Here is a 25307-nt window from a genome sequence, read left to right as displayed (position 1 = left end):
CAAGCAAGCACCTCCCCGCCACCGCGCAGCGAACACCCTCCCGACGCAAACCACCGCGTAAGTCAAAATCGGCCGCGCGCGCGGCCGGTTTTGACGGGCCCCGCAAACCTCCCCAGAACCCCACCGGTCTGGCAGCGCCTCATTTCTCGAAACCCGTAGCCCGTCGCGGCGGCGGTTTGGGGGGCGGGCAACCTCGATGCGCCCGACGGAAACCGAAGGCAGCCGCCGAACGGCGGCCACGAGGTTGAGGCAGGGGCAGTCCGGAGCGAACGCTCCGGACCGCAATCGTGGGCGCCCGCCCCCCAAACCGCCGCCGCGACGGGCGACCTACGAAGAACCCCCAGCCCTCAGCAATTACAATCCCCCTTCCCCAAGAAAACAAAGACCGCCCCCACCATGTCCATGCTCTGGGTAAAAACCTTCCACATCGTCTTCATCGCCTCCTGGTTCGCCGGCCTGTTCTACCTGCCCCGCATCTTCGTGAACCTGGCCCAGCAATCGGATTCGGCCGTGCAGGTCACCCTGCTCGGCATGGCGCGCCGCCTCTACCGCTTCACCACCATCCTGGCGATTGTCGCGGTGGCGCTCGGCATGTGGCTGTACCTGGGCTACGGCATCGGCGTCGGCCCCGGCAACGGCTGGATGCACGCCAAGCTCTTTTTCGTCCTGCTCGTCATCGGCTACCATCACGCCTGTGGCGTCATGCTGCGTAAATTCGAACAGGGCAAGAACACCCGTTCGCACAAGTTCTATCGCTGGTTCAACGAAGTTCCCGTCTTGCTGCTCTTGGTGGTGGTGGCGCTGGTCGTCGTCAAACCCTTCTGATTCCCCCTACCCTTTGCACATTCGCCAGGATTCGTATGTCCGCTGATGACCAGGACCGCCCGCGCAAGACGCTGACGATCAAGAAAACCGCGCGCGACGCGCACGCCGAAGCCGCCCCCAAGCGGGTGCGCACCGGCGCCCGCGCCCGCCTGGTCGCCCAGAACGAGCGCGCCAAGGAAAACATCGAGCGCCAGAAGGACCCCGAGGGCTACCGGCAGCGTCAGGCCGCGGCCCGCGCGGCGCGCCGATCGGCCGACGGCGACCGGGGCGACGGCCCGCGCCGTAGTGATGGCGCGCGCGGCGACAATCCGCACCGCAGCGACGGTCCCCGCGACAGCCCGCGCCGTGGCGATGGGCCGCGTGGCGACCGCACCCGCCGTGGCGATGACCCGCGCAACGACAGCTCGCGCCGCGACGCCCCGTCGGCGCCGCGCTCGGGCCGCACGCCGCAACGCGCGCCGCGCATGGACGACCAGTACATCGCCCCTGCCACGCCCGCCGGCCGCTTCTACGATCCCTTCGAGGACGACGGCCCCGCGCCCGAATTCGCGCCGGAACCCGATTACGACGACGCGCCGATCCCCGCCGGCCCGGCCCGGGTCGCCGACGCACCGCGCGACCGCGCCCCCACCATCGAGATCCGCGAACGCCGCCCGCGCGAACCGCGCCAGGCCGAGCGTTTCAAGGTCTTCGCGCCCTGCCCCCAGGGCCTGGAAGAAGCCCTGACCGCCGAAATGCAGGCCCTGGGCTATGACGACGCCGAAGCCGGCCGCGCCGGCTGTTCCTTCACCGCCGATTGGGCGGGTGTGCAACGCGCCAACCTGTATTCGCGCCTGGCCACCCGCATCCTGGTGCAGGTCGCCCACGCCGAGATCTCGCACGAAGACGACATCCTCGACCTGGCCCGCGATACGCCCTGGGAGCGCTGGTTCGGCGCCGAACAGACGCTGCGCGTGGATACCTCGGCGATCAAGAGCCCCGTGCAGAGCCTGCAGTACTGCAATCTGCGCGCCAAGGACGGCATCTGCGACCGCCTGCGCGAACTGGAAGGCGAACGCCCCAGCATCGACACGGTCCGCCCCGACGCGCGCGTGCACCTGTTCCTGACCGGCCACACCGCCACGCTGTACCTGGACACCTCCGGTGAATCGCTGTTCAAGCGCGGCTGGCGCCTGGACAAGGGCGACGCGCCGCTGCGCGAGAACCTGGCCGCGGGCATGCTGGCGCTGGCCGGCTGGGACCCGGCCGCGCCGCTGCTGGATCCGTTCTGCGGCTCCGGCACCATCCTGATCGAGGCCGCCTGGATCGCGCTGGGCGTGCCCCCCGGCATCTCGCGCCCGTTCGGCTTCGAACGCCTGCGCGGCCACGATGCCTACCGCTGGCGTGACCTGAAGGACGATGCGCGCTCGCGCATCCTGCCGCAGCTGGACGCGCCTCTGGTCGGTTACGACCTGGATCCACAGGCGGTCGAATTCGCCCGCAACAACGCCGAGCGCGCCTGGCTCACCGCCGACACCATCCGGTTCGAGGTGGGCGACGCCCGCGAAGTGCAGGCGCCCGCCGACCATGGCTGGATCGTCACCAACCCGCCCTACGGCGAACGCATGGCGACCGAGCAGGACGCCGACCTGTGGCGCGACTGGGCCACCTGCCTGAAGCGCAATTTCGCCGGCTGGCAGTTGCACATCATCACCAGCGACCTGACCCTGCCCAACCAGATGCGCCTCAAGCCCAAGCGCCGTGTGCCGCTGCACAACGGCGCCCTGGACTGCCGCCTGTTCGGCTTCGAACTGGTCGCCGCCGGCTACCGCGACGCCTGACGTGCCCCCACGCCCGGGGCATCCCGTTCCCCGGGCGTCCTTCCCCGCCCGCCTCCCTTTGCCAGTGCGCGCGCGTTGTCGTTGTAAAAGCGCCGCAACATCGCGCCCGTATCTTTGCTTATGCTGCCCCGCAGCGCCGATTTGGGGCATCATCAGCACCAGGATGTTGCCGATACGCACCAGGCACTTGCACAGCTTCAGGGTTAACCCTATAATTCGGGTTATCCCTAGTAGCTAAACAACAGTGCAAGCCCGTGGAGGCTATTGTGATCAACCCGAACAACACCATCCGCCTGACCGACGAACTCGAGCGTCAACTGATGCTCCAGGCTATTGAAGAACAGTTCCGCCCGCACCCGATGCGTGCGTTGGCCGCCGGCCTGCGTAAGCTGGCCCACGGTATCCGTGCCCTGGCTGGCAAGACGAGCGCCAAGAACGCGCACTCGGCCGCCTGAAGCAGGATTGCAGGCCTGATGGCCTGAACGATTTCCCCTTGGGGGCTGCATAGCCCCTTTTATAGACCCGCCCTTACCGGCGGGTTTTTTTTATGGCCGGAGCCGGGAAACCGTCAACCCACCGGGTGGCCGCTTTGTCGGATAATACCGGCCCATGACCGACGCCTCCCTCGACCAGACCCCCAACCGGCTGCGCCGGTTCGCCTGCATGATGTACGAAGCCGTGCTGCTGTTCGGCGTGGTCTTCCTGGCGGGATACCTCATGGATACCCTGACCCAGAGCAAGAACGCGCTGGAACTGCGGCCCGCCCGCCAGGCCTGGCTGTTCGTGGCCATTGGCGCCTATTTCGTGCTGTGCTGGCGCCGCCGCGGCCAGACGCTGCCGATGAAGACATGGAACATCCGGCTGGTCGATCGCGATGGCAACCCGCCGTCCACCGCCCGCCTGATCCTGCGCTACGTGCTGGCGTGGCCGCTGGTGCTGGCGGGCGCCGCCGTGGTGTGGGCCGCCGCCAGCGCCACCGGCTGGCCCTCGATGGACATGTTCATCGTGGCCGCGCCGTTCACGATCTTCATCTGGTCCTGGTTCGATCCGGACGGCCAGTTCCTGCACGACCGCCTGCTCGGCACCCGCCTGCGCAACGCGCCGCAGCGCAAGAAGACCCGTTGAGCGACAGGAATCGGACGCCTGAACGGGCGCTGAACATACCTGCTTACAACTGGCAAAATCGTGCGGCGAATTAGGCGTTGGCTTTCAGAAAGTTGAAAGTCGCGTGCAAAGACAATGGGGCCCCTTTCACAGACGCTCCAATAATTATCATGCGCGCTTTCCTTTCCCGCCTGTCCCTGGCCGCCGCCAGTGCCTTGTTGTTCCTGCCCTTCGGCGCCTCGGCCCAGAATGCCGCCGCGCAGCAGGAAATCGAGGCCGCCATGAAGGCCGCCTACGCCGCCGCCCAGGAAGGCCCGGCCGACGTCAAGCTGGGCGACCAGGCCGTGGTGCACCTGCCTGAATCGATGTTCTTCGTGCCGCGCATCCAGGCCGACCGCCTGATGGCGGCCTACGGCAACGGCAAGGATCCCTCGCTGCTGGGCGTGGTCATGCCCAAGAGCGACGATGACGACTGGGTCATCACCGTCAATTTCGACAAGGCCGGCTACATCAAGGACGACGACGCCAAGAACTGGAACGTCAGCGAACTGCTGGACAGCCTGCGCGATGGCACCGAAGAGTCCAACGTCGAGCGCAAGAAGCGCGGCTTCCCCGAGCTGGTGATGGACGGCTGGGTCGAGGCGCCCAAGTACGACAGCAGCACGCAGCGGCTGGTCTGGTCGGTGGCCGTCAAGCACAAGGGCGAAACCGCCAACGACAATCCCACCGTCAACTACAACACCTACGCGCTGGGCCGCGACGGCTACATCACGCTGGACCTGATCACGCAAAAGAACCTGGTGCCGAAGGACAAGACCGCGGTGCTGACCCTGCTGGACAACCTGAAGTACGTCGAAGGCAAGCGCTACGCCGACTTCAACTCGTCCACCGACAAGGTCGCCGAATACGGCCTGGCCGCGCTGGTCGCGGGCGTGGCCGCCAAGAAGCTGGGCCTGTTCGCCGTGATCGCCGCGTTCCTGGCCAAGTTCGCCAAGGTCGGCATCCTGGCGGCCGCCGCGCTGGGCGGCGGCCTGTGGAAGCGCTTTCGCGGCAAGAAGGCGGAACAACAGCAGCCCTGAGCCATGAAGCTGCTCCTGTTGCTGTTCTCGGGTATCAAGTACCTGAAGTTCGGCAAGCTGCTGGCGACCGGCGGCACCATGCTGCTGTCGGTCGCGGTCTATGCCTTCGTGTTCGGCTGGCGCTACGCGGCAGGCTTCGTGCTGTTGCTGCTGGTGCATGAACTGGGCCATTACATCGCGGCGCGCCAGCGCGGCCTGGATGTCGGCGCGCCCGTGTTCATTCCATTCGTGGGCGCCTGGATACAGCTGAAGGAAATGCCGCACGATGCCGATACCGAGGCCTACGTGGGCCTGGGCGGCCCGCTGGCGGGCACGGTGGCCTCGCTGGCCTGCTATTTCGCGGCGCGCAGCACCGGCAGCGACCTGCTGCTGGCGCTGTCCTACGCGGGCTTCTTCATCAACCTCTTCAACCTGATCCCGCTTTCGCCGTTCGACGGCGGCCGCATCACCGCGGTGCTGTCGCCGCGCATCTGGCTGGTGGGCGTGCCGGTGCTGGTGGCGCTGTTTTTCTGGCGCCCCAGCCCGATCCTGATCCTGGTGGCCGTGCTGGCGTTTCCCAACGTCATCCGGGCGTTCAAGTACGACCCCGCCCTGCCCGAGAACCAGGCCTATTACGGCACGACGCTGGAAAGCAAGCTGACCTACACCTGCGCCTACCTGGGGCTGGTCTGCGTGCTGGCCATCATGGCCCACGACGTGCACGACATGCTGAGCCATCTACGCGCCTGAAGCGGCTTCATCTGACAGCGCCCGGCGCCCGCCGGGCGCGGCCGTCACAACAGCGTCACTTTTTTTTCATGTCACGGTCATCGCGGGGTGGTTTCATTCCCAGGCATGACGACAGCCCCCATGGACAGCACCGTGAACGAAATCCGCCCCACGCACTGGCGCGCTCTCTGGATTTCCGATATTCACCTGGGCACCGCCGGGTGCAAGGCGGAGTTCCTGCTGGATTTCCTCGAGCACAACGATTCCGACACCCTCTACCTGGTCGGCGACATCGTCGACGGCTGGCAGCTGCGCAAGCACTGGCATTGGCCGCGGGCCCACAACGACGTGATCCAGCGCATCCTGCGCAAGGCCCGCAACGGCACCCGGGTGGTGTTCATCCCCGGCAACCATGACGAATTCGCGCGCGAGTTCGCCGGCTATGCGTTCGGCGACATCGAGATCCTGGACGAAGACGTGCACGTGACCGCCAAAGGCATGCGCCTGTTGGTGCTGCACGGCGACCAGTTCGATGGCGTGATCCAGCACAGCCGCTGGCTGGCGCACCTGGGCGACGGCCTCTACCAGCTGGCGCTGTGGATCAACCACCATTTCAACCGCCTGCGCCACCGCCTGGGGCTGCACTACTGGTCGCTGTCGCAGTACCTCAAGCACAAGGTCAAGAACGCCGTGTCCTTTATCACCGACTTCGAGGAGGCGCTGGCCGGCGAGGCCCGCCGCCGCGGCCTGGACGGGGTGGTCTGCGGCCATATCCACAAGGCCGAACTGCGTGATGTGGGCGGCATTCTGTACTGCAACGACGGCGACTGGGTGGAAAGCCTGTCGGCCCTGGCCGAGACCCATGACGGCCAGCTGCAGCTGCTGGACTGGGCCGCGATCCAGGCCGAACGCCAGACCGACCCGGCGCAGCGCAAGCCGCGCTCGCTGTCCCTGCCGGCACTGCCATCGGCGCTGCGCCGCCAGGGCAAGCACCCGTGATAACCCTTATACGTCCCCGTTACGCAACGGGGATATTGCAGTTCACGGCCCTCTAGGTCATGCTTGCAGTTGGGGCAACGGGCAAAAACTGACCCGTTCACGCTGCAACATGCTCACAACATAGGGCCATGAACGACCAATATCAGGTGCTCTACCAAACATTCCGCTGGCTGGTTCCCACCCAGTTCAACATTGCGGAAGCGTGCTGCCACCGCTGGGCATCCAGTAGTCCGGATGCGCGGCGCATCGCCATCTACTACGAAGATGAAGCCGGCAACCGCGAGGTCTGGACCTATGCGCGGCTGGCCGAGGCCGCCAATCAGCTGGCCAATGGCCTGGTGAAGATGGGCGTGGGCCGCGGCGACCGCGTCGGTGTGGTTTTGGGACAACGCCCCGAGACCGTGGTCGCGCACATGGCGATCTACAGCGTGGGCGCGGTGGTGTTGCCGTTGTCGGCCCTGTTCGGTCCCGAAGCCCTGCAAAGCCGCCTGTGCGATTCGGAGACCCGCGTCGCCATCGTCGACCACGCCTCCAGCGCCAACCTGCTGGCCGTCAGCGACAACTGCCCCAACCTGCAACAGATCATCGGCATCGGCTTCGCCGACGAGCGCGTGCTGCCCTGGCGCAGCCTGCTGGCGCGCCAACCCAGTGAATTCAAGCCGGTGCCGACGCGCTCGTCGGATCCGGCCATCCTGCTCTATACCTCCGGCACCACCGGCGCGCCCAAGGGCGCCCTGCTGCCGCACAGCGCGCTGATCGGCAACCTGCCCGGCTTCGTGGCCTCGCAGGACTGGTTTCCGCGGCCCGCCGACGTGTTCTGGTCGCCGGCCGACTGGGCCTGGACCGGCGGCATGATGGATGCGCTGCTGCCCACGCTGTATTTCGGCCATCCCATCGTCGGCACCCGCGGCCGCTTCTCGGTCGAGCGGGCGTTCGAGCTGATGGAGCGCTACCAGGTCACCAACACCTTCCTGTTCCCGACCGCGCTCAAGATGATGATGAAAGCGGTGCCCGAGCCCCGCAATCGCTATCAGCTGGCCCTGCGCTCGATCATGAGCGCCGGCGAAAGCGTCGGCGAGACCGTCTTCGAGTGGTGCCAGTCCGCCCTGGGCGTGACGCCCAACGAGATGTTCGGCCAGACCGAGATGAACTACGTGGTCGGCAACAGCCAGAAGCGCTGGCCGGCCAAGCCGGGCAGCATGGGCCGGCCCTACCCGGGCCATCGGGTCGCGGTGCTGGACGACGCCGGTCAGCCGGTGGCGGCCGGAGAAACCGGCGAAATCGCCGTCAATCGCTACGATATCCACGGTTATCCCGACCCGGTCCTGTTCCTGGGCTACTGGCGCAACGAGGCCGCCACCCAGGCCAAGTTCAAGGGCGACTGGTGCCTGACGGGCGACCTGGCGCGGATCGACGCAGACGGCTACCTGTGGTACGCCGGCCGCGCCGACGACGTGTTCAAGTCGTCCGGCTATCGCATCGGTCCTGGTGAAATCGAAAGCTGCCTGATCGGCCACCCCGCGGTGGCCAATGCCGCCGTGGTGCCCAAACCGGACGCCGAGCGCGGCGCGGTGGTCAAGGCCTACGTGGTGCTGACACCCGAATTCGCCCAACGCGACCGCAACGACATCATCGAGAACCTGCAGGAACACGTGCGCGAACGCCTGGCGCCCTACGAATACCCAAAGGAAATCGAGTTCGTCGAAGAACTGCCCATGACCACCACCGGTAAAATCCAGCGTCGCATCCTGCGCCAGCGCGAAGAAGAACGCGCGCGGGCGTCCAGGCCCCAATGACGCGGGCGGGTCCGCCAGGGACCCGCCGCATCCGGAGACAGGGCATGCCCATTTACCAGCTCGACGACCTCATTCCCCGCATCGATCCCGCCGCCTACGTGGCCGACAGCGCCGACATCATCGGCAATGTCACGCTGGAAGCCGGCGTCAGCATCTGGTCGCACGTCTCGATCAGGGGCGACAACGACGCCATCCTGATCCGCCAGGGCACCAATATCCAGGAAGGCAGCGTGCTGCACGTGGATACCGGCTGTCCCATGACCATCGGCCCCAACGTCACCGTGGGCCACCAGGCCATGCTGCACGGCTGCACCATCCACGAAGGCGCGCTGGTGGGCATGCAGGCGATCGTGCTGAACAATGCCGTGATCGGCCGCAATTGCCTGATCGGCGCGGGCGCCATCATCCCCGAAGACCGGGTGATTCCTGACAATTCCCTGGTCATCGGCATCGGCAAGATCGTGCGCGAGCTGTCCGACGAGGAAATCGCCAATCTGCACAAGAACACCGCCCACTACGTGGCGCGCGGCCAACACTACAAGACGGCCTTGAAGCGGCTGGCCTGACATTGCCGCCGGGAACGCCCCGGCAAGGGCCTACACCCCTGTCGCCGGCAGGGGGAATCGGCCGTCCGATCGGCTAACATTCCCCCATGACCGATCAGCTCAAGAAATACCTCCTCGAAGACCGCAGCGTCCGCGTCCAAGCGGTGCGCCTCACGGATACCTGGAAGGCCGTCCAGGCCAACCACGACTACCCGCCCGCCATCACCCACTTGCTGGGGGAACTGGTGGCGGCCTCCACCCTGCTGGCCGCCAACATCAAGTTCGACGGCTCGCTGGTACTGCAGATCCAGGGCGACGGCCCGATCGCGCTGCTGGTGGTGGAATGCCGTTCCGACCTCAGCCTGCGCGCCACCGTGAAAGTGCGCGAAGGCCATGACGTGCCGGCCGACGGCGACATGCAGAGCCTGCTCAACCCCGGCGGCAATGGCCGCTTCATCGTGGTGCTGGATCCGCAGCACAAGGTGCCCGGACAGCAGGCCTACCAGGGCATTGTGCCGCTGGAAGGCGATACCGTCGCCGAGGCCCTGCAGCACTATATGAAGGCCTCCGAGCAGCTGGACACCCGCTTGTGGCTGGCAGCGGACGGCGAACACGCCGCCGGCATGCTGATCCAGCGCCTGCCCTACCACGGCGGCGCGGATGCGCCGGCCCTGACCGAGCAGGCCGCCGCCGAGACCTGGGACCGCGCCTCGGCGCTGGCCGCCACGCTCAAGCGCGAGGAACTGCTGGCCACCGATATCGACACCCTGATCCACCGCCTGTATTGGGAAGAGACGCTGGTGGCGTTCGACCCGCAGGCGGTGCGCTGGCACTGTCCCTGCACCCGCGAGCGCGTGGCCAACATGCTGCGCTCGCTGGGCGAGGACGAGGTCAAGGACATCCTGGCCGAACGCGGCCAGGTCGACGTGTCCTGCGATTTCTGCGGCAAACCGTATGCCTTCGACGCGGTCGACTGCGCCGCCCTGTTCACCTCCAGCCCGCCCACCGCGGACGGCACGCCGCCGACGGTGCACTGACGTCCCCGGCAGCCCCCTCGGCTTGCACGCATCGACAGGCGGTCATGCCCGCGCCACACTGGCCGGCCATGACCGCCTTTTTCTTACCCCGCCGTTCCTTGCCTTCGTCCTTTGCGCCGGGCGCTGCAAGGCCTCGTGTGCCGCAACGCGGCGCCGCCGCGCTCGAATTCACGCTGGTCATGGCCGTGCTGCTGTCGGTGGCGGCGCTGGTGGCCGACGCGGCGCGCTGGCAGGTGACACGCCAGGTCGCCCATCTCGCCTTGATGGAAGCCGCCCGCGCAGGCAGCACCGGCCACGCCGATCCTACCCGCATCCGCGACGCCTTCCTGAGGGCGCTGCGGCCACTGCATGTCGGCCCGCAGGGCGAGACCGCCGGGCGCCGGCTGGCCCGCAGCCAGGAACGTATCGCCGCGCGGATGGGCACGGTGCCATGGCGCATCGAAATCCTGCAGCCCGATATCTTCCGCGCCAACATACTCAGGCTGCGGCTGACCTACCTGTACCAGCCATTGCTACCGCCGCTACGGACGCTGCTGGCGGGCCTGGCGGAAAACGACGGCAGCTACGCCGCCGCCGCGCGCGCGCGGGGCCTGGCGCCCATCAGCATCGAACTCGAAATGGAAATGCACAGCAAGCCGGCGGACTGGCTTGCCGGTCCGCCGTATCCGGCGGGCGTGGTGCAGGGGGTATGCCGCAGCCTGCGCTGCCCGTGAATGGGCAGCTTTTGGATGCGATCAGTGCCGGGAGGAGGAGCCGGCGTTGCCGCCGGAGGCCCCCGTAGCCGGCCGCGCGGCGGGCCTGGGGGGCGTGGCGGGCGCGCTGGCGCGGGTGGGCGTGGCGGGCCGCGCCGCGGCATCGGTCGCCAATGAAGCGCCGCCCGCGGGCGGCTGGGTGTTCTGGGGCAGGATATGCACGAAGACTTCGCCTTCGCGCATCATGCCCAGTTCGCCCCGGGCCCGTTCCTCGATGGCGCCGGAACCGTTGTCCAGGTCGCGGACTTCGGCTTCCAGCGCGGCGTTGCGCGCGCGCAGGCCTTCGTTGGTCTCGCGCTGCGCCGCCACCTGGCGTTGCAGGTCCCAGACCTTGAACCAGCCGCCCTTACCCAGCCAAAGCGGGTATTGGATCAGCCCTACCAGCACGAACAGCACCAGGAACAACAGGCGCATACGCGGGAACCCTCAGCAGTCGTGGCGCTAACAGGGCCGCGGCGCGTGCCGCGGCCCGCTTACGTTAACGCAAGTTGTAGAAGGCTTCCAGACCGGGGTACGACGCCACTTCGGCCAGTTCTTCCTCGATGCGCAGCAGCTGGTTGTACTTGGCCATGCGGTCCGAACGCGACAGCGAGCCGGTCTTGATCTGCATGGCATTGGTGGCCACGGCGATGTCGGCGATGGTCGAGTCCTCGGTTTCGCCCGAACGGTGCGAAACGACGGCGGTGTAGCCGGCGCGCTTGGCCATTTCGATGGCGGCGAAGGTCTCGGTCAGGGTGCCGATCTGGTTGATCTTGATGAGGATCGAGTTGGCCACGCCCTTCTGGATGCCTTCGCGCAGGATCTTGGTGTTGGTGACGAACAGGTCGTCGCCCACCAGCTGCACCTTCTTGCCGAGCTGGTCGGTCAGCAGCTTCCAGCCTTCCCAGTCGTTTTCGGCCATGCCGTCCTCGATCGAGATGATCGGGTACTTGTCGCACCAGGTGGCCAGCAGGTTGGTAAATTCCTGCGAGGACAGCGAGATGCCGCCTTCGCCGGCCAGGGTGTACTTGCCGTCGCGGTAGAACTCGGAGCTGGCGCAGTCCAGGCCCAGGGCGATCTGCGTGCCCGGCTCGTAGCCGGCTTCGGTGATGGCCTTCAGGATCAGCTGGATCGCGGCTTCGTGGCTGGCCACGTTGGGGGCGAAACCGCCCTCGTCGCCCACCGCGGTGGACATGCCCTGGCCGTGGATCAGCTTCTTGAGCATGTGGAAGACTTCGGCGCCCCAGCGCAGGGCCTCGCGGAAGCTGCCCGCGCCCACCGGCAGGATCATCAGTTCCTGCAGGTCAAGGGTGTTGTTGGCGTGCGCGCCGCCGTTGATGACGTTCATCATCGGCACGGGCATGCTCATGGGGCCGCTGCCGCCGAAATAGCGGTACAGCGACAGGCCGGACTCGTCGGCGGCGGCGCGGGCCACGGCCATCGAGGCGGCCAGGATGGCGTTGGCGCCCAGGCGTTCCTTGGACTCGGTGCCGTCCAGCTCGATCAGGGTGCGATCGACGAAGGTCTGCTCCTGGGCGTCCAGGCCCATCAGCGCTTCCGAGATTTCGGTATTGAGGTTCTCGACAGCGCGCAGCACGCCCTTGCCGAGATAGCGGCCCTTGTCGCCGTCGCGCAGCTCGATGGCTTCGCGGGCGCCGGTGGACGCGCCCGACGGCACGGCCGCGCGGCCCATGGCGCCGGACTCCAGCAACACGTCACATTCGACGGTCGGGTTGCCGCGCGAATCCAGGATCTCGCGGCCGATGATATCGACAATTGCACTCATGACTTTACATTCCCTGAACGATAAACATATTCATCACGGCCGCGCCTTCGCGGGCATTGCGGGCGCGTCGGTACTGCCAGGAGTCGTAGAAGGCCTGGGCCGCGGCCATGGACGGAAACTCCATGACGACGGTGCGGCCGGGCTCACGCCCCTCGAGGTGCCGGGATTCGCCGCCGCGCACCAGGATCTTGGCATCGTACGCGCGCATGGCGAGCGTGGACAGACGCTTGTAATCCTCGTACTGCGCGGGCTTGGTCACTGTGACGTCGGCGATGAGATAGGCACTCATGGGGTTCCTTCAGGGCAGTTGCGTTGATGGGGTCGCGGCGCCGGACCGCATGACACAGGCAGTGTCGCGCAACACGGTCGCGCCGTGCCTGTCCGATGCTAAGTGGTTGTATCCGAAAGCAGCGCCGCGGCGCGGGGCCGCGGCGCATTGTCCGCCAGGAGCGACGGCGGGAACAAGGCCGGCGGCCCGGGCGGCGCAGATGCGCGGCTCGGTGCCGCCGGCCTGCATTACGCCCCCTGGCCGCGGCGAGCCTTCTGCTCGATGGCGGCGCGGATGTAGCTGGAGAACAGCGGGTGGCCGTCACGCGGGGTGGACGTGAACTCCGGGTGGAACTGGACGCCGACGAACCAGGGGTGGTCGGGCAGTTCCATGATTTCCGGCAGGTTCTCGGTCGGGGTGCGCGCGCTGATCACCATGCCGGCCTCTTCCAGGCGCGGCACATAGACGTTGTTGACTTCGTAACGATGGCGGTGGCGTTCGTTGACTTCGTCGCCGTAGATCGACTGGGCGCGGGTGCCCGGCTTGATCGGCACGCGCTGCGCGCCCTTGCGCATGGTGCCGCCCAGGTCGGACGAGTTGTCGCGCTTCTCGACCTTGCCTTCGCGGTCCATCCATTCGGTGATCAGGGCCACCACGGGATGCGGCGCCGACGGATCGAACTCGGTGCTGTTGGCGCCGCCCAGGCCGGCCACGTGGCGCGCGAATTCGATCACGGCCAGCTGCATGCCCAGGCAGATGCCCAGGTACGGCACGCCGTTTTCACGGGCGTAGCGGATGGCGGCGATCTTGCCTTCGGTGCCGCGCTTGCCGAAGCCGCCCGGCACCAGGATGGCGTCCAGGTGCTTGAGCTGGTCGGTGCCGCGGGTTTCGATGTCTTCGGAATCGATGTACTCGATGTTGATCTTCGAGCGCGTGTGGATGCCGGCGTGCACCAGGGCTTCGGTCAGCGACTTGTACGACTCGGTCAGGTCGACATATTTGCCGACCATGCCGATGGTGAGCTGGTGTTCGGGGTGTTCGAGCGCATCGACCAGGTTGTCCCACATGGACAGGTCGGCCGGCGGCGGGGTCAGGCCCAGCGCTTCGCAGACGATGTTGTCCACGCCCTGCTTGTGCAGCATGGCCGGGATCTTGTAGATCGAGTCGGCGTCCCACACCGAGATGACGGCATCCAGGGGGACGTTGGAGAACATCGAGATCTTGGCGCGCTCGTCGTCCGGGATGGGACGGTCGGCGCGGCACAGCAGCGCGTTCGGGTAGATGCCGATTTCGCGCAGCTTCTGCACCGAGTGCTGGGTCGGCTTGGTCTTGAGTTCGCCGGCGGAAGCAATGAACGGCACCAGCGTCAGGTGCACGAAGGCGGCATTGTTGCGGCCCATGCGCAGGCTCATCTGGCGCGCGGCTTCCAGGAAGGGCAGCGATTCGATGTCGCCCACGGTGCCGCCGATCTCGACGATGGCGACGTCGGTGTTGCCGTTCCAGGCGGCGTCGGCGCCCCGGGCGATGAAGTCCTGGATCTCGTTGGTGATGTGCGGAATGACCTGGACGGTCTTGCCCAGGTAGTCGCCCCGGCGCTCCTTGCGCAGCACCGATTCGTAGATCTGCCCGGTGGTGAAGTTGTTCACCTTGTGCATGCGGGCGGACACGAAACGCTCGTAGTGGCCCAGGTCCAGGTCGGTCTCGGCGCCGTCTTCCGTGACGAACACCTCACCGTGCTGGAACGGGCTCATGGTGCCCGGATCGACGTTGATGTAGGGATCGAGCTTGAGCATGGTGACCTGCAGACCACGCGACTCGAGGATGGCGGCAAGCGACGCAGCGGCGATGCCCTTGCCCAGGGAAGACACCACTCCGCCGGTGACAAATACGTATTTGGTCATCGTAATAAGCGCCCGGGACGAGCGGGCGCGTGCGGGAAATTTGGATTATAGCCGGGAGGCGGAACTTGTCTGGGTTTTCCCCTAGCGGGCCAGGCGTAACATTTGGCTGCACTCGCGCGCAAGACCGAAATGCCGTGACGGCGGCCTTCATGCTATGGTCGTCCCCGATTTTCTCGTCCCGAGGCCCACCTGCCGATGAACCTTCCGACCGCACACCCGAACGCGCTGGCCAGGCGCCTGACCACGGCCGCCGTCGGCCTGCAGTTGCTGGGCGCCATCCTGGTCCAGCTCTATCTGATAAGCGCCGGACCGCTGGCCGCGCTGACGCGCGAGGCGTTTGCCCGGCCCGACATGGTGGCGAGCACGGTCGTGAACATCGTCGCCGGCTGCATCCTGGTCGGCCTGACCACCTGGGGCGCCACGCAGCGCTGGCTGCGCCGGCACAACGCGGGCGGCGTCGACCGCCCGGGCAGGATGGTGGCCGTGCTGCTGGCGGTCTCGCTGGTGCTGTTCGTGCTGATCTCGACCGGGCTGGCGTTGCTGAATCACGGTTTCTACGCGCTCATCGTCAGGCACAAGGAATGGGTGGATCAGGCCTTCGGCTATTACGGCGCCCGCCGCATGCTGCTGATGGCCCTGCCGCCCAAGCTGTGCGCCATCCTGCTCACCATCCTGGGCAGCTGGCTGGCGGTGCGCATCGCGGCCTGGAGCGTCACGCCCGTCGCCGCCACGCAGGCGCCGTTCCTGCCGCGGCGCCACGCCGCGTGGATCGCCGCGCTGACGCTGCTGCTGTGGCAGTTGCACGTCGCGCTGGTGATCGGCCTGTACTTTATGAGCGATGCGGGATCGGCCGGCATGCTGGAACACGCGATCGGCTACTGGATAGTGCCCGCGTTGCTGCTGGCGCTGGCTGCATGGGTCTGCCTGCGCAGCCTGCCGCAAGCGCTCGGCGCGGCCGGCATGGGCCGCGCCATCGCCCACGGCACCTTCGCCTTCTGGCTGACCCAGGTGCTGGGAATCGGCCTGGCGCTTTTGATCATCTGGTCCATGACCTGGAGCCAGTTGATGCGCACAGCCGCGTCGTACACGACCTCGGTGGTGTCGGTGCTGATCTATAGCGTGCTGCTGGTGCTGAGCTGCTATCTCGGCGCCCGGCTGTTCTACCGCCGCCGGACGCCGCCGAAGAGCGCCTCGGCCTGAGCGTGAGCGCCGCGCGAAGGCGCAATGCCGCAAGCGCAATGACAAAAGGCCCCAACGGGGCCTTTTGTCATTGCAGGACGCGACCGTCAGATCGCCGCGGTGCGGCGTTCCAGCCAGGCCAGGGCTTCACCCTCGACCAACGGCGACAGGCGCTCGAACACGGTCTTGTGATAGTCGTTCAGCCACGCGATTTCATCCGCGCGCAGCAGCGACGGTTCGATGCAGCGCGTGTCGATCGGGCACAGCGTCAGCGTCTCGAAACACAGGAACTCGCCCAGTTCGGACGTCAGCCAGGCGCGGTTGGCCACCAGGTTCTCGATGCGCACGCCCCAGCGGCCGGGACGATAGATGCCGGGTTCGTTGGAGGTGATCATGCCCGGTTCCATCGCCGTGTGCGGGCCGGGGGCCGCGCGATAGGAGATGACCTGCGGGCCTTCGTGCACGTTCAGGAAATAGCCCACGCCGTGGCCGGTGCCGTGGCCATATTCGGCGCCGCCCTCCCAGATCGGGGCGCGCGCGATGGCGTCCAGCATCGGCGACGGCGTGCCGCGCGGGAACGAGGCGCGCGACAGCGCGATCATGCCCTTGAGCACCAGCGTGAAGTCGACCTTCTGGTCGGCGCTGGGCGCGCCCACCGCGACCACGCGGGTGATGTCGGTGGTGCCGCCCAGGTACTGGCCGCCCGAGTCGATCAGCAACAGGCCGTCGCCCTCGATGGTGGCGTGCGACTCGGCCGTGGCGCGGTAGTGCGGCATGGCGCCGTTGGCGTTGAAGCCAGCGATGGTGGCGAAGCTGGGGCAGACGTAATCCGGGCGGCGCGCGCGGGCGGCGGTGATCTGCTCGTCGATGGTCAGCTCGGTGATGCGCTGGTTGCCCAGCGCGCCTTCGAACCAGGCGAAGAACTCGCACAGGGCGGCGCCGTCCTGCGCCATGGCGTGGCGCACGTTGGCCAGCTCGGCGTCGGTCTTGCGCGACTTGAGCAGCGTGGACGGGTTGATGGCCTCGACACGCGGCACGGCGGGGTCCATCGCGTGGAACACGCCGCAGGTGACGCGGGCCGGGTCGATCAGCAGCTTCTGGTCCAGTTCCAGCGAGGCCAGCGCGTCGGCGGCCTGGGCGTAATCGGCCACTTCGACGCCATCGGCGGCCAGCGTGGCGCGCAGCGCGGCGTCGATCTTGCCGTCGGCCACGAACAGCGTGGCGTGGTCCAGGCCGATCAGGGCGTGGCCGACGAACACCGGGTTGTAGTCGACGTCGGCGCCGCGCAGGTTCAGGAGCCAGGCGATGTCATCGAGCGTGCTGATGAAATGCACATCGGCGCCGTGGGCGCGCATGGCGGCGCGCACCTGGGCCAGTTTGTCGGCGCGCGCGACACAGGCCTGCGGCGCCACGTGTTCGTAGATCGCGGCCGACGGCAGGCCGGCGCGGTCCGTCCAGATGTCGTCCAGCAGGTCGGCGCGGATTTCCAGCGCGGCGCCGGACGTGGCGGCGGCCGCCGACAGCGCGCGGAACGCGGCCAGGCCCAGCACCTGCCCATCGACGCCGATGACGTCGCCGGCGCGGGTGTTGGCGGCCAGCCAGTCCACATGGCCCGGCGTGGTGGCGACGGCGATCTTCATCAGCTGCACGCCGGTGCCGGCCAGTTGCGCCTCGGCCTGCACCCAATAGCGGCTGTCGACCCACAACCCGGCGAAATCGGCCGTCACGACCAGCGTGCCCACCGATCCCGTGAAACCCGACAGCCAGCGCCGGCCCTGCCAGCGCGCCGGCAGGTACTCGGACAGGTGCGGATCCGAGGACGGCACGATATAGGCGGACAGGCCGCGGCGGCGCATGGCCTGCCGCAGTTGGGCGATACGGGTGTCGGTGCTGGACATGGGTTTCCTTAGCGCAACATGAAGGACATGGCGGCCAGGCTGTTCAGGGTGCGGATGGCGGCCTGCATGCTGTCCGTGGTGAACCGCAGCGTCACGCCGTCCACGCGCTCCAGCGTGGGCCACATGCAGAACAGGTCGGCCAGGGCCGACGACTGCGTCTGCAACCGGCATTCTATAGGGGCGGGGATGCGGAACGGAACCGCCTTTCCACCGCTGGGCCGCCCCGAGGTGGAAACGCCCCCCTGGGGGGAAGCAAGCCCGCCTTGCGGGCGCGGCGTGGGGGTCGTTCCCTTCACGTTGCGCACCGCGGTCTCGGCGGCGGCGGCAATGGCCCGCCGCGAGGCCGCCGGCGACAGCGTCACGCCGCTGCCCTGGCCATGCGCCACCTTGGTCTGCACCCACTGGGCGCCGGGGAACAGGTCGGTGGTCTCGGCGATGAACACGTCGTCGCCGGTGGCCAGGATGACGGGCACGCCCATTTCACCGGCCAGCGCGCCGTACAGGCCGGCCTCGCCCAGTTCCATGCCGTTGATGAAGACGCGCGCGAAGGCGAAGCTGTTGATGGTGTGCGCCAGGATGCCGCGGCCCTGCGAGCGCGAGTGGTAGCCGATCATGAAGACGGCGTCGCAGCCCTCTTCCAGGCCGCCCATCATGCCCAGGTAGCGCGGCTTGCCCAGCACCAGGCGGGCGCGTTCGTCGATGCCGTCCGGCAGCAGGTTGCGGAAACCGCCGTGCGAATCGTTGACCAGGATCTCTTCGGCGCCGCCGGCGATGGCGCCCTGCACGGCGGCGTTGGCCTCGGCCGTCATCCAGGTGCGGGCGCGCTCGTATTCGCCGTTGCCGGCGCGCACTTGTTCGGCGTGGAAGACGCCGGCGACGCCTTCGATATCGGTGGAAATCAGGATCTTCATGGAGTGTGCCTTCGTAGGATTCAGAATTCGGTGTCGGCCAGCCATTGGCGCCAGTCGGGCGCGGCCTCGCGGATGGCGGCGCGGTGATGGCCGTCGCGGCCGCGCACGCCCTCGGCCTGCCACAGCGCGGCGATAATGGCCTGCTCGCAGGCCTCGGCCGCCGCCTCGAACAGCGGATCGATGCGGGTCTCGTGCAGCATGGCGATGGCCGGCATCGGCCGCTCGGCCTGTTGCGGCACGGTGTATGCGGTGGAGAACGCCAGCGCGATGTCGCCGCTGCCATGGCCGAACACCGAGCCGGTGCGGGCCAGGCCGGCGCCGGCGCGCAGCGACAGGCGGCGCAGCTGGCGCGCGTCGAGCGGCGCGTCGGTGGCCACCAGCAGGATGATAGACCCCTTCTCCGGCACGATGGCGGCGTTCTCGCCGGCCTGCGCCAGGCCGCGGTCCAACTGGTCCGCCAGCCGCCGGCCAAAGGGCCGGCCCGCCACCGTCAGGTTGGGCAGGCGGCCAAAATTGGCCAGCACCAGCGCGCCCACGGTATGGCGCAGGCCCGGCTGGATCGAGGCCACGCGCGAGGCTGAGCCGATGCCGCCCTTGAAGGAAAAGCACGACATGCCGCGGCCGGCGCCGACCGCGCCCTGCGCCATGCGCTTGTCCGCGGCGGCCAGCGCCTGGGCGTAGTGCGACTCCTGCACCGCCATGGCCTGGATGTCATTCAGGTAGCCGTCGTTGCATTCGAAGACCAGCGGATTGACCGTCGACATGCCGCGGCCGATCTCGGGCGTGGCCGCCACCGCCGCGCGGATCTGGGCGTTGGCCACGGTGCCCACGCCGAAGGTGTTGGTCAGCGCGATCGGCGTTTCCAGCACGCCCAGTTCCTGCACCTGGACCAGGCCGGTGCTCTTGCCGAAGCCGTTCAGCACCGTGGCGGCCGCCGGCACCTTGTCCAGGAACGGGTTGCCGCCGTGCGGACGCAGCACGGTCACGCCGGTCTGCAGCGCGCCATCGTCCAGCGTGCAGTGGCCGACGCTGATGTCGCCCACGTCGCAGATCGAATCGAGCGGGCCGGCGTCCAGCTTGCCGATGCGGGGTTGGTCGAACGCTTGTTTTTCCATGCTTGTCGCTGCGTGTCGCCACGCTCCAGAATGCAAAATGCCGCCGTCCCGCGCGACCGTGGCGCGCGCCGCGAGGCGGGCGCCCGGACGCGGGCGGCGGCAAGGGGATCGATGGGGCGCGCCGCGCCCCGAAGGGCGGCCGGCGCGGCGGCCATCATCCGCTTGGCGGTTACTTGCGGTCGATCTTGGGATCGAGCGCGTCGCGCAGGCCGTCGCCCAGCAGGTTGAACGCCAGCACGGTCAGGAAGATCGCCAGCGCCGGGAAGATCGCCACATGCGGCGCGATCACCATGTCGGCGCGCGCCTCGTTCAGCATCGCGCCCCACTCCGGCGTGGGGGGCGATGCGCCCATGCCCAGGAACGACAGGCTGGCCGCGGTGATGATCGAGGTGCCGATGCGCATCGTGCCGTACACCACGATCGGCGAGATCGTGCCGGGCAGGATGTGGCGCATGATGATGGTCCAGTCGGACGCGCCCACGCTCTTGACCGCCTCGACGTAGGTCATCTGCTTGATCGACAGCGTGTTGCCGCGCACCAGGCGGGCGAACGCCGGCACGCTGAACACGGCCACGGCCACGATCACGTTGACCATGCTCGAGCCCAGGATCGCGACCACGCCGATGGCCAGCAGCATGCCGGGGAACGCCAGCAGCACGTCGGAGATACGCATCGTGATGCGTTCCCACCAGCCTTCGTAGTAGCCGGCCATCAGGCCCATGAAGGTGCCGACGATGGCGCCCATGGCGACGGACAGGAAGCCGGCGGCCAGCGAGATGCGCGCGCCCATGATGATGCGGCTGAAAATGTCGCGGCCCAGCGAATCCACGCCCAGCCAGTGCGTCCAGGACGGACCGGCGTTGAGCGCGTCGTAGTCGAAGAAGTTCTCCGGGTCGAACGGCACGATCCAGGGGGCCAGGATCGCCACCACGACCAGCAGCAGGACGAAGACGCCGGCGCCCACGGCCAGCTTCTGCTTCTTGAACTTGCGCCAGAACTCGGTGGCGGGCGTGCGCACGTCGTTCTTGGGCACGGCGGCGGCAACGGTTGCGGCGGGTGTCGTATTGCTCATGGCCGCCTCACTTGTAACGGATGCTGGGATTGATGACGCCGTAGAGCACGTCGACAATCAGGTTGATCAGGATGAATTCCAGCGAGAACAGCAGCACCAGGCCCTGGATCACCGGATAGTCGCGCTGGGTCACGGCGTCGACCAGCAGGCGGCCGAGGCCGGGCCAGTTGAACACCGTCTCGACCACGATCGAGCCGCCCAGCAGGAAGCCGAACTGCAGGCCCATCATGGTGACGACAGGAATCAGCGCGTTGCGCAGCGCGTGCTTGATGACCACGCGGCGCTCGCTCAGGCCCTTGGCCCGGGCGGTGCGCACGAAGTCTTCCTGCACCACTTCAACGAAGGACGCGCGGGTGAAGCGCGCCATCACCGCGGCCACGGCCGCGCCCAGCGTGATGGACGGCAGGATGTAGTGTTTCCAGCTGGAGGCGCCCACGGTCGGCAGCCAGCCCAGGTTCACGGAGAAGATCTGCATCAGCATCATGCCCAGCGCGAACGCGGGGAACGAGATGCCGGACACCGCCAGCGTCATGCCGAGGCGGTCGGGCCAGCGGTTGCGCCACACGGCCGACACGATACCGATGATCATGCCGAAGGTGACGGACCAGACCATGCTCGCGATGGTCAGCCACAGCGTGGGCATGAAGCGATCGGCGATTTCGGTCGAGACGGGACGCTTGGTACGCAGCGAGGTACCCAGGTCGCCTTGCAACATGTGGCTGAAGTAGCGCACGAATTGCTGCGGCAGGGGCAGATCCAGCCCCAGTTCCTTGCGCACCAGTTCGACGGTCTGCTGGTCGGCCTCCTGGCCCGCGGCCAATCGCGCCGGGTCGCCCGGAAGCATGTGCACAAACAGGAACACGACCACGGCCACCAGCAGCAGCGTGGGGATCATGCCCAAAAGACGTTTGACGATGTAGGTCAGCATTGAAATTCCTGCAACATCGGCGGGGACACCGCGTCCCCGCCGTATGTGGCCTTGCAAGGGGCCGAACGGCCCCGTGAGTTACCGCCGCGCGATTACTGCTTCAGGTCGATGTCGCCGAACCAGAACGAGGTGTCCGGTTCCACGTACACGCCCGACAGGTTCTTCGACTTGACGTACAGGTTGTTCTGGGTCACCAGGAAGGCCCACGGGGCGTCCTTCCAGATGGTTTCCTGAACGTTCTTGTAGATCTCGGTCTTCTTGGCGCGGTCGGTCGTGGCCAGGGCTTGCTGGATGCCGTCGTCAACCGACTTGTTCGAGTAGTACGACACGTTGTTGAGCACCGGCGGGAAAGCCGCGGTGGTCAGCAGCGGACGCAGGCCCCAGTCGGCTTCGCCGGTCGAGGACGACCAGCCGGCGTAGTACATGCGGACCTTGGCGTCTTCAGGCTTTTGCACCTGTTGGACGCGCTGCACGCGCTGGCCCGATTCCAGCACTTCCACCGACACCTTGATGCCGACTTGCGCCAGTTGCTGCTGCAGGAACTGCACCACCTTCACCGAGGTGCCGTCGTTGTAGGCGGACCAGAGCTGGCTTTCGAAGCCGTTGGGGTAGCCGGCTTCGGCCAGCAGGGCCTTGGCCTTCTTGATGTCGTACGGCCACGGGCCGGTCTTGTGGGCGAAGTCCACGCCTTGCGGCACGACGCCATCGACGATGGTGGCGTAGCCCGAGAAAGCGACCTTGGCCAGGGCTTCCTTGTTGATGGCGTAGTTGATGGCTTCACGCACCTTGACGTTGTCGAACGGCTTTTGCTGCGTGTTCATCGACAGGTAGCGGGCCATGATCGAGTTCTTGTGGTCGACCACATCCAGCTTGTCGTTCTTGGACAGCACGGCGGCCTGCTCGAACGGCACCGGGAAAGCGAATTGCGCTTCGCCCGTCTGCACCACGGCGGCGCGGGTGTTGTTGTCGGTCACGGTGCGGAAGGTCAGGGTGTCGACCTTCGGGTAGCCCTTCTTCCAGTAACCGTCGAACTTCTTGACCTTCAGGTATTCGGCCGGTTTCCATTCGACGAATTCGAACGGGCCGGTGCCGACCGGGTGGAAGCCGATTTCCTTGCCGTACTTGGCCAGCGCGGCCGGCGAGATCATCATGGCGGCCGGGTGGGCCAGCGCGTTGATGAAGGCCGAGAACGGCTTCTTCAGCGTGATCTTGACGGTCAGCGGGTCGACCACTTCGGTCTTCTCGATGACGCTGAACTGGATGTAGCGCGACAGGCGGTTGTCGGGGTTGGCCGGACGGTCGAAGTTGATCTTGACGGCTTCGGCGTTGAACGGCGTGCCGTCATGGAACTTGACGCCATCGCGCAGCTTGAAGGTGTACACCAGGCCATCTTCGCTGACGGTGTAGTCGGTGGCCAGCACCTTCTGGACCTTCAGGTCCTTGTCGAACTCGAACAGGCCTTCGTAGTAGGCCTTGCCGGCCGCCTGGTTCAGCGTGCTGTTGGTGTTGTACGGATCGAGCGTTTCCAGCGCGATGGAGACGGCAAACGTCACGTCCTTGGCAGCATGCGCCAGCGGCGAGGTGAGCACGCCGAAGGCCACCGCGGCGGCGGCCATCAGCTTGGTGGGGCGCAGAACTTTCATCATTGCAACTCCTGGTTCCGTGAGGAATTAGGGGGTTTGGTGGAAGAAAAACAAGTACGACAACTGACTCAATACGCTCCGCCGACCGCATGGCGGGCGACGAAGTGATCGGTTCCTACCTGTACCAGCGGTTGCACCACCGGCTCGTCGCCGAGCTTGCGGATCGGGCTGGGGATTTCATCGGACAGCAAGGTGCGCTTCATGTGGCGGCGCGCCGGATCGGCGATCGGCACGGCCGCCATCAGCTTCTTGGTGTACGGGTGCTGCGGGTTCTCGAAAATGGCCCGGCGCGGGCCGATCTCGACGATCTGCCCCAGGTACATCACGGCCACGCGATGGCTGACGCGCTCGACCACGGCCATGTCGTGAGAAATGAACAGGAACGAAATGCCCATGTCGCGCTGCAGGTCGATCAGCAGGTTGACGATCTGCGCCTGGATCGACACGTCCAGCGCCGACACCGATTCGTCCGCGATCACGACCTTGGGGTTCAGGGCCAGGGCGCGCGCGATACAGATGCGCTGGCGCTGGCCGCCGGAGAATTCATGCGGATAGCGCTGCGCCATCTCGGGCGGCAGGCCGACGCGCTCGAGCAGTTCGGCCACGCGCCGCTCAGCCTCCTTGCCCTTGGCCACGCCGTGCACCAGTAGCGGTTCCATGATCGAGAAACCGACGGTGACGCGCGGGTCGAGCGAGGCGAACGGATCCTGGAACACGAACTGGATGTCGCGGCGCAGGGATTGCAGTTCGGATGTCTTCAGGCGCACGATGTCGCGCCCGCCGAAGCGGATCTCGCCGCCCTGGCTTTCGACCAGGCGCAGCAGCGAGCGGCCGGTGGTGGACTTGCCGCAACCGGATTCGCCCACCAGCGACAGCGTCTCGCCGGGGTACAGGTCGAAGCTGACCTTCTCGACGGCGTGCACGCGGCGCTGCACGCGGCTCAGGATGCCGCCGCGCAGGTCGAAGCGCGTCACCAGGTTGCGCACGCTCAGGATCGGCTCGCGGCGCGCGGCCGGCACTTCCTGGGTGCTGGTGGCGCCGGGTTCGGCCGCCGGTTGCGCCTTGCCGTCCACCTGCAGCAGCGGGAAACGCGCCGGCAGGTCGGTGCCCTGCATCGCGCCCAGCTTCGGCACGGCCGACAGCAGCGCCTTGGTATAGGCGTGCCGGGGCGTGGCGAACACCGATGCCGACGGGCCTTCCTCGACCTTGTCGCCGCGGTACATGACCAGCACGCGATCGGCCACTTCGGCCACCACGCCCATGTCGTGGGTGATGAACACCACGCCCATGTGCATTTCTTCCTGCAGCTGGCGGATCAGTTGCAGGATCTGCGCCTGGATCGTGACGTCCAGCGCGGTGGTGGGCTCGTCGGCGATCAGCAGCGCCGGCTTGCAGGCCAGCGCCATGGCGATCATGACGCGCTGGCGCATGCCGCCCGACAACTGGTGCGGATAACGGTCCAGCACCGACTTGGCTTCCGGAATGCGCACCTGTTCCAGCATGCGCAGAGCCTCGGCGCGCGCGGCCGCGGCGTCCATGCCCTGGTGCTCGCGGATCGATTCGGCGATCTGGTCGCCGGCCGTGAACACCGGGTTCAGGGAGGTCATCGGCTCCTGGAAGATCATCGCCATGTCGGCGCCGCGCACGTTGCGCATGGTGCGCTGGTTGGCGCCAACCAGGTCGATCACGGAACCGTTGCGCCGGCGCAGGGCCATGCGGCCCTGGGCGATGCGGCCGCCGCCATGTTCCACCAGGCGCATCAGCGCCAGCGACGTCACCGACTTGCCCGAACCCGATTCGCCCACGATGGCCAGGGTCTCGCCCCGGTCCACATGGAACGACAGGTTGCGCACGGCTTCGACCGTGCGCTCCGAACCCACGAAGCGCACCGTCAGGTCGTCGACCTGGACCACGCGGTTATCCGGCAGCGCCAGGCTGTTTGCGCGATCAACCATATCTCTA

General features: G+C 67.2%; 23 protein-coding genes. 12 read left to right on the top strand and 11 right to left on the bottom strand.

Annotated elements, in window-relative coordinates:
• The first annotated feature begins 396 nt into the window (after nt 1-396).
• From AC6CR5_RS27485 to AC6CR5_RS27435, 11 genes are all read left to right on the top strand, one after another.
• The gene (locus AC6CR5_RS27485) at nt 397-825 is read left to right on the top strand and encodes a CopD family protein (protein WP_173000892.1); all 429 of its coding nucleotides are present in this window, start codon (nt 397-399) and stop codon (nt 823-825) included.
• 35 nt (nt 826-860) lie between these two features.
• Entirely contained in the window at nt 861-2645 is a 1785-nt protein-coding gene (locus AC6CR5_RS27480) for a THUMP domain-containing class I SAM-dependent RNA methyltransferase (protein ID WP_498085088.1), read from the top strand.
• Between the two features lie 266 nt (nt 2646-2911).
• Nucleotides 2912-3100 carry a hypothetical protein gene (locus AC6CR5_RS27475; protein ID WP_006389355.1) on the top strand — a complete coding sequence of 63 codons (189 nt, stop codon included), beginning with the start codon at nt 2912-2914 and terminating at the stop codon, nt 3098-3100.
• Nucleotides 3101-3254: 154 nt separating this feature from the next.
• Nucleotides 3255-3770: an RDD family protein gene (locus AC6CR5_RS27470; RefSeq protein WP_006389354.1), complete on the top strand. Its 516-nt coding sequence runs from the start codon at nt 3255-3257 to the stop codon at nt 3768-3770.
• Nucleotides 3771-3919: 149 nt separating this feature from the next.
• The gene (locus AC6CR5_RS27465; RefSeq protein ID WP_006389353.1) at nt 3920-4828 is read left to right on the top strand and encodes a DUF2167 domain-containing protein; all 909 of its coding nucleotides are present in this window, start codon (nt 3920-3922) and stop codon (nt 4826-4828) included.
• A gap of 3 nt (nt 4829-4831) precedes the next feature.
• Nucleotides 4832-5557: a site-2 protease family protein gene (locus AC6CR5_RS27460; protein WP_006389352.1), complete on the top strand. Its 726-nt coding sequence runs from the start codon at nt 4832-4834 to the stop codon at nt 5555-5557.
• A gap of 105 nt (nt 5558-5662) precedes the next feature.
• Nucleotides 5663-6535: a UDP-2,3-diacylglucosamine diphosphatase gene (locus AC6CR5_RS27455; RefSeq protein ID WP_102965019.1), complete on the top strand. Its 873-nt coding sequence runs from the start codon at nt 5663-5665 to the stop codon at nt 6533-6535.
• 128 nt (nt 6536-6663) lie between these two features.
• Nucleotides 6664-8331 (top strand): acetate--CoA ligase, encoded by a 1668-nt coding sequence (locus AC6CR5_RS27450; RefSeq protein WP_006389350.1) that lies wholly within the window; start codon nt 6664-6666, stop codon nt 8329-8331.
• A gap of 44 nt (nt 8332-8375) precedes the next feature.
• On the top strand, nt 8376-8897 hold the full coding sequence (locus AC6CR5_RS27445) for a gamma carbonic anhydrase family protein (RefSeq protein WP_006389349.1): 522 nt from the start codon (nt 8376-8378) through the stop codon (nt 8895-8897).
• Between the two features lie 86 nt (nt 8898-8983).
• Nucleotides 8984-9913, top strand: a complete 930-nt coding sequence (hslO, locus tag AC6CR5_RS27440; RefSeq protein WP_173000888.1) for an Hsp33 family molecular chaperone HslO — start codon at nt 8984-8986, stop codon at nt 9911-9913.
• Between the two features lie 137 nt (nt 9914-10050).
• A complete protein-coding gene (locus AC6CR5_RS27435; RefSeq protein ID WP_026382543.1) occupies nt 10051-10626 on the top strand; it encodes a TadE/TadG family type IV pilus assembly protein in 576 nt (191 codons plus the stop codon).
• Between the two features lie 21 nt (nt 10627-10647).
• On the opposite strand, the gene ftsB is transcribed toward AC6CR5_RS27435, so the two are convergent.
• The 4 genes from ftsB to pyrG all read right to left on the bottom strand — a co-directional run bounded on the left by ftsB (nt 10648) and on the right by pyrG (nt 14599).
• The gene (ftsB, locus tag AC6CR5_RS27430; protein WP_024068133.1) at nt 10648-11079 is read right to left on the bottom strand and encodes a cell division protein FtsB; all 432 of its coding nucleotides are present in this window, start codon (nt 11077-11079) and stop codon (nt 10648-10650) included.
• 64 nt (nt 11080-11143) lie between these two features.
• Nucleotides 11144-12430, bottom strand: coding sequence for a phosphopyruvate hydratase (gene eno, locus AC6CR5_RS27425; protein ID WP_006389345.1), 1287 nt, complete (start codon nt 12428-12430; stop codon nt 11144-11146).
• 4 nt (nt 12431-12434) lie between these two features.
• Nucleotides 12435-12719 (bottom strand): DUF1330 domain-containing protein, encoded by a 285-nt coding sequence (locus AC6CR5_RS27420; RefSeq protein WP_006389344.1) that lies wholly within the window; start codon nt 12717-12719, stop codon nt 12435-12437.
• Between the two features lie 227 nt (nt 12720-12946).
• Nucleotides 12947-14599, bottom strand: a complete 1653-nt coding sequence (gene pyrG, locus AC6CR5_RS27415; RefSeq protein WP_006389343.1) for a CTP synthase — start codon at nt 14597-14599, stop codon at nt 12947-12949.
• A gap of 195 nt (nt 14600-14794) precedes the next feature.
• Here pyrG and AC6CR5_RS27410 point away from each other — a divergent pair, with 195 nt between their 5' ends.
• Nucleotides 14795-15799 (top strand): hypothetical protein, encoded by a 1005-nt coding sequence (locus tag AC6CR5_RS27410; protein ID WP_241116638.1) that lies wholly within the window; start codon nt 14795-14797, stop codon nt 15797-15799.
• An 86-nt stretch (nt 15800-15885) separates the two neighbouring features.
• Here the strand turns inward: AC6CR5_RS27410 and AC6CR5_RS27405 are convergent, their stop codons facing one another.
• From AC6CR5_RS27405 to AC6CR5_RS27375, 7 genes are all read right to left on the bottom strand, one after another.
• Entirely contained in the window at nt 15886-17676 is a 1791-nt protein-coding gene (locus AC6CR5_RS27405; protein ID WP_054445414.1) for an aminopeptidase P family protein, read from the bottom strand.
• A gap of 8 nt (nt 17677-17684) precedes the next feature.
• The gene (locus AC6CR5_RS27400; RefSeq protein ID WP_150102026.1) at nt 17685-18587 is read right to left on the bottom strand and encodes a M55 family metallopeptidase; all 903 of its coding nucleotides are present in this window, start codon (nt 18585-18587) and stop codon (nt 17685-17687) included.
• 20 nt (nt 18588-18607) lie between these two features.
• The gene (locus AC6CR5_RS27395) at nt 18608-19702 is read right to left on the bottom strand and encodes a DmpA family aminopeptidase (RefSeq protein WP_006389339.1); all 1095 of its coding nucleotides are present in this window, start codon (nt 19700-19702) and stop codon (nt 18608-18610) included.
• Between the two features lie 169 nt (nt 19703-19871).
• Nucleotides 19872-20774, bottom strand: a complete 903-nt coding sequence (gene gsiD, locus AC6CR5_RS27390) for a glutathione ABC transporter permease GsiD (protein WP_020924658.1) — start codon at nt 20772-20774, stop codon at nt 19872-19874.
• A 7-nt stretch (nt 20775-20781) separates the two neighbouring features.
• A complete protein-coding gene (gsiC, locus tag AC6CR5_RS27385; RefSeq protein WP_006389337.1) occupies nt 20782-21702 on the bottom strand; it encodes a glutathione ABC transporter permease GsiC in 921 nt (306 codons plus the stop codon).
• Nucleotides 21703-21794: 92 nt separating this feature from the next.
• Complete coding sequence (gsiB, locus tag AC6CR5_RS27380; RefSeq protein ID WP_006389336.1) at nt 21795-23348, bottom strand: glutathione ABC transporter substrate-binding protein GsiB; 1554 nt, start codon at nt 23346-23348, stop codon at nt 21795-21797.
• Between the two features lie 65 nt (nt 23349-23413).
• Nucleotides 23414-25300: a dipeptide ABC transporter ATP-binding protein gene (locus AC6CR5_RS27375; RefSeq protein WP_047992226.1), complete on the bottom strand. Its 1887-nt coding sequence runs from the start codon at nt 25298-25300 to the stop codon at nt 23414-23416.
• Nucleotides 25301-25307 lie beyond the last annotated feature (7 nt).

The sequence above is a fragment of the Achromobacter sp. EG18 genome (assembly GCF_059759395.1).
This window is presented reverse-complemented; position numbering and strand designations above follow the sequence as displayed.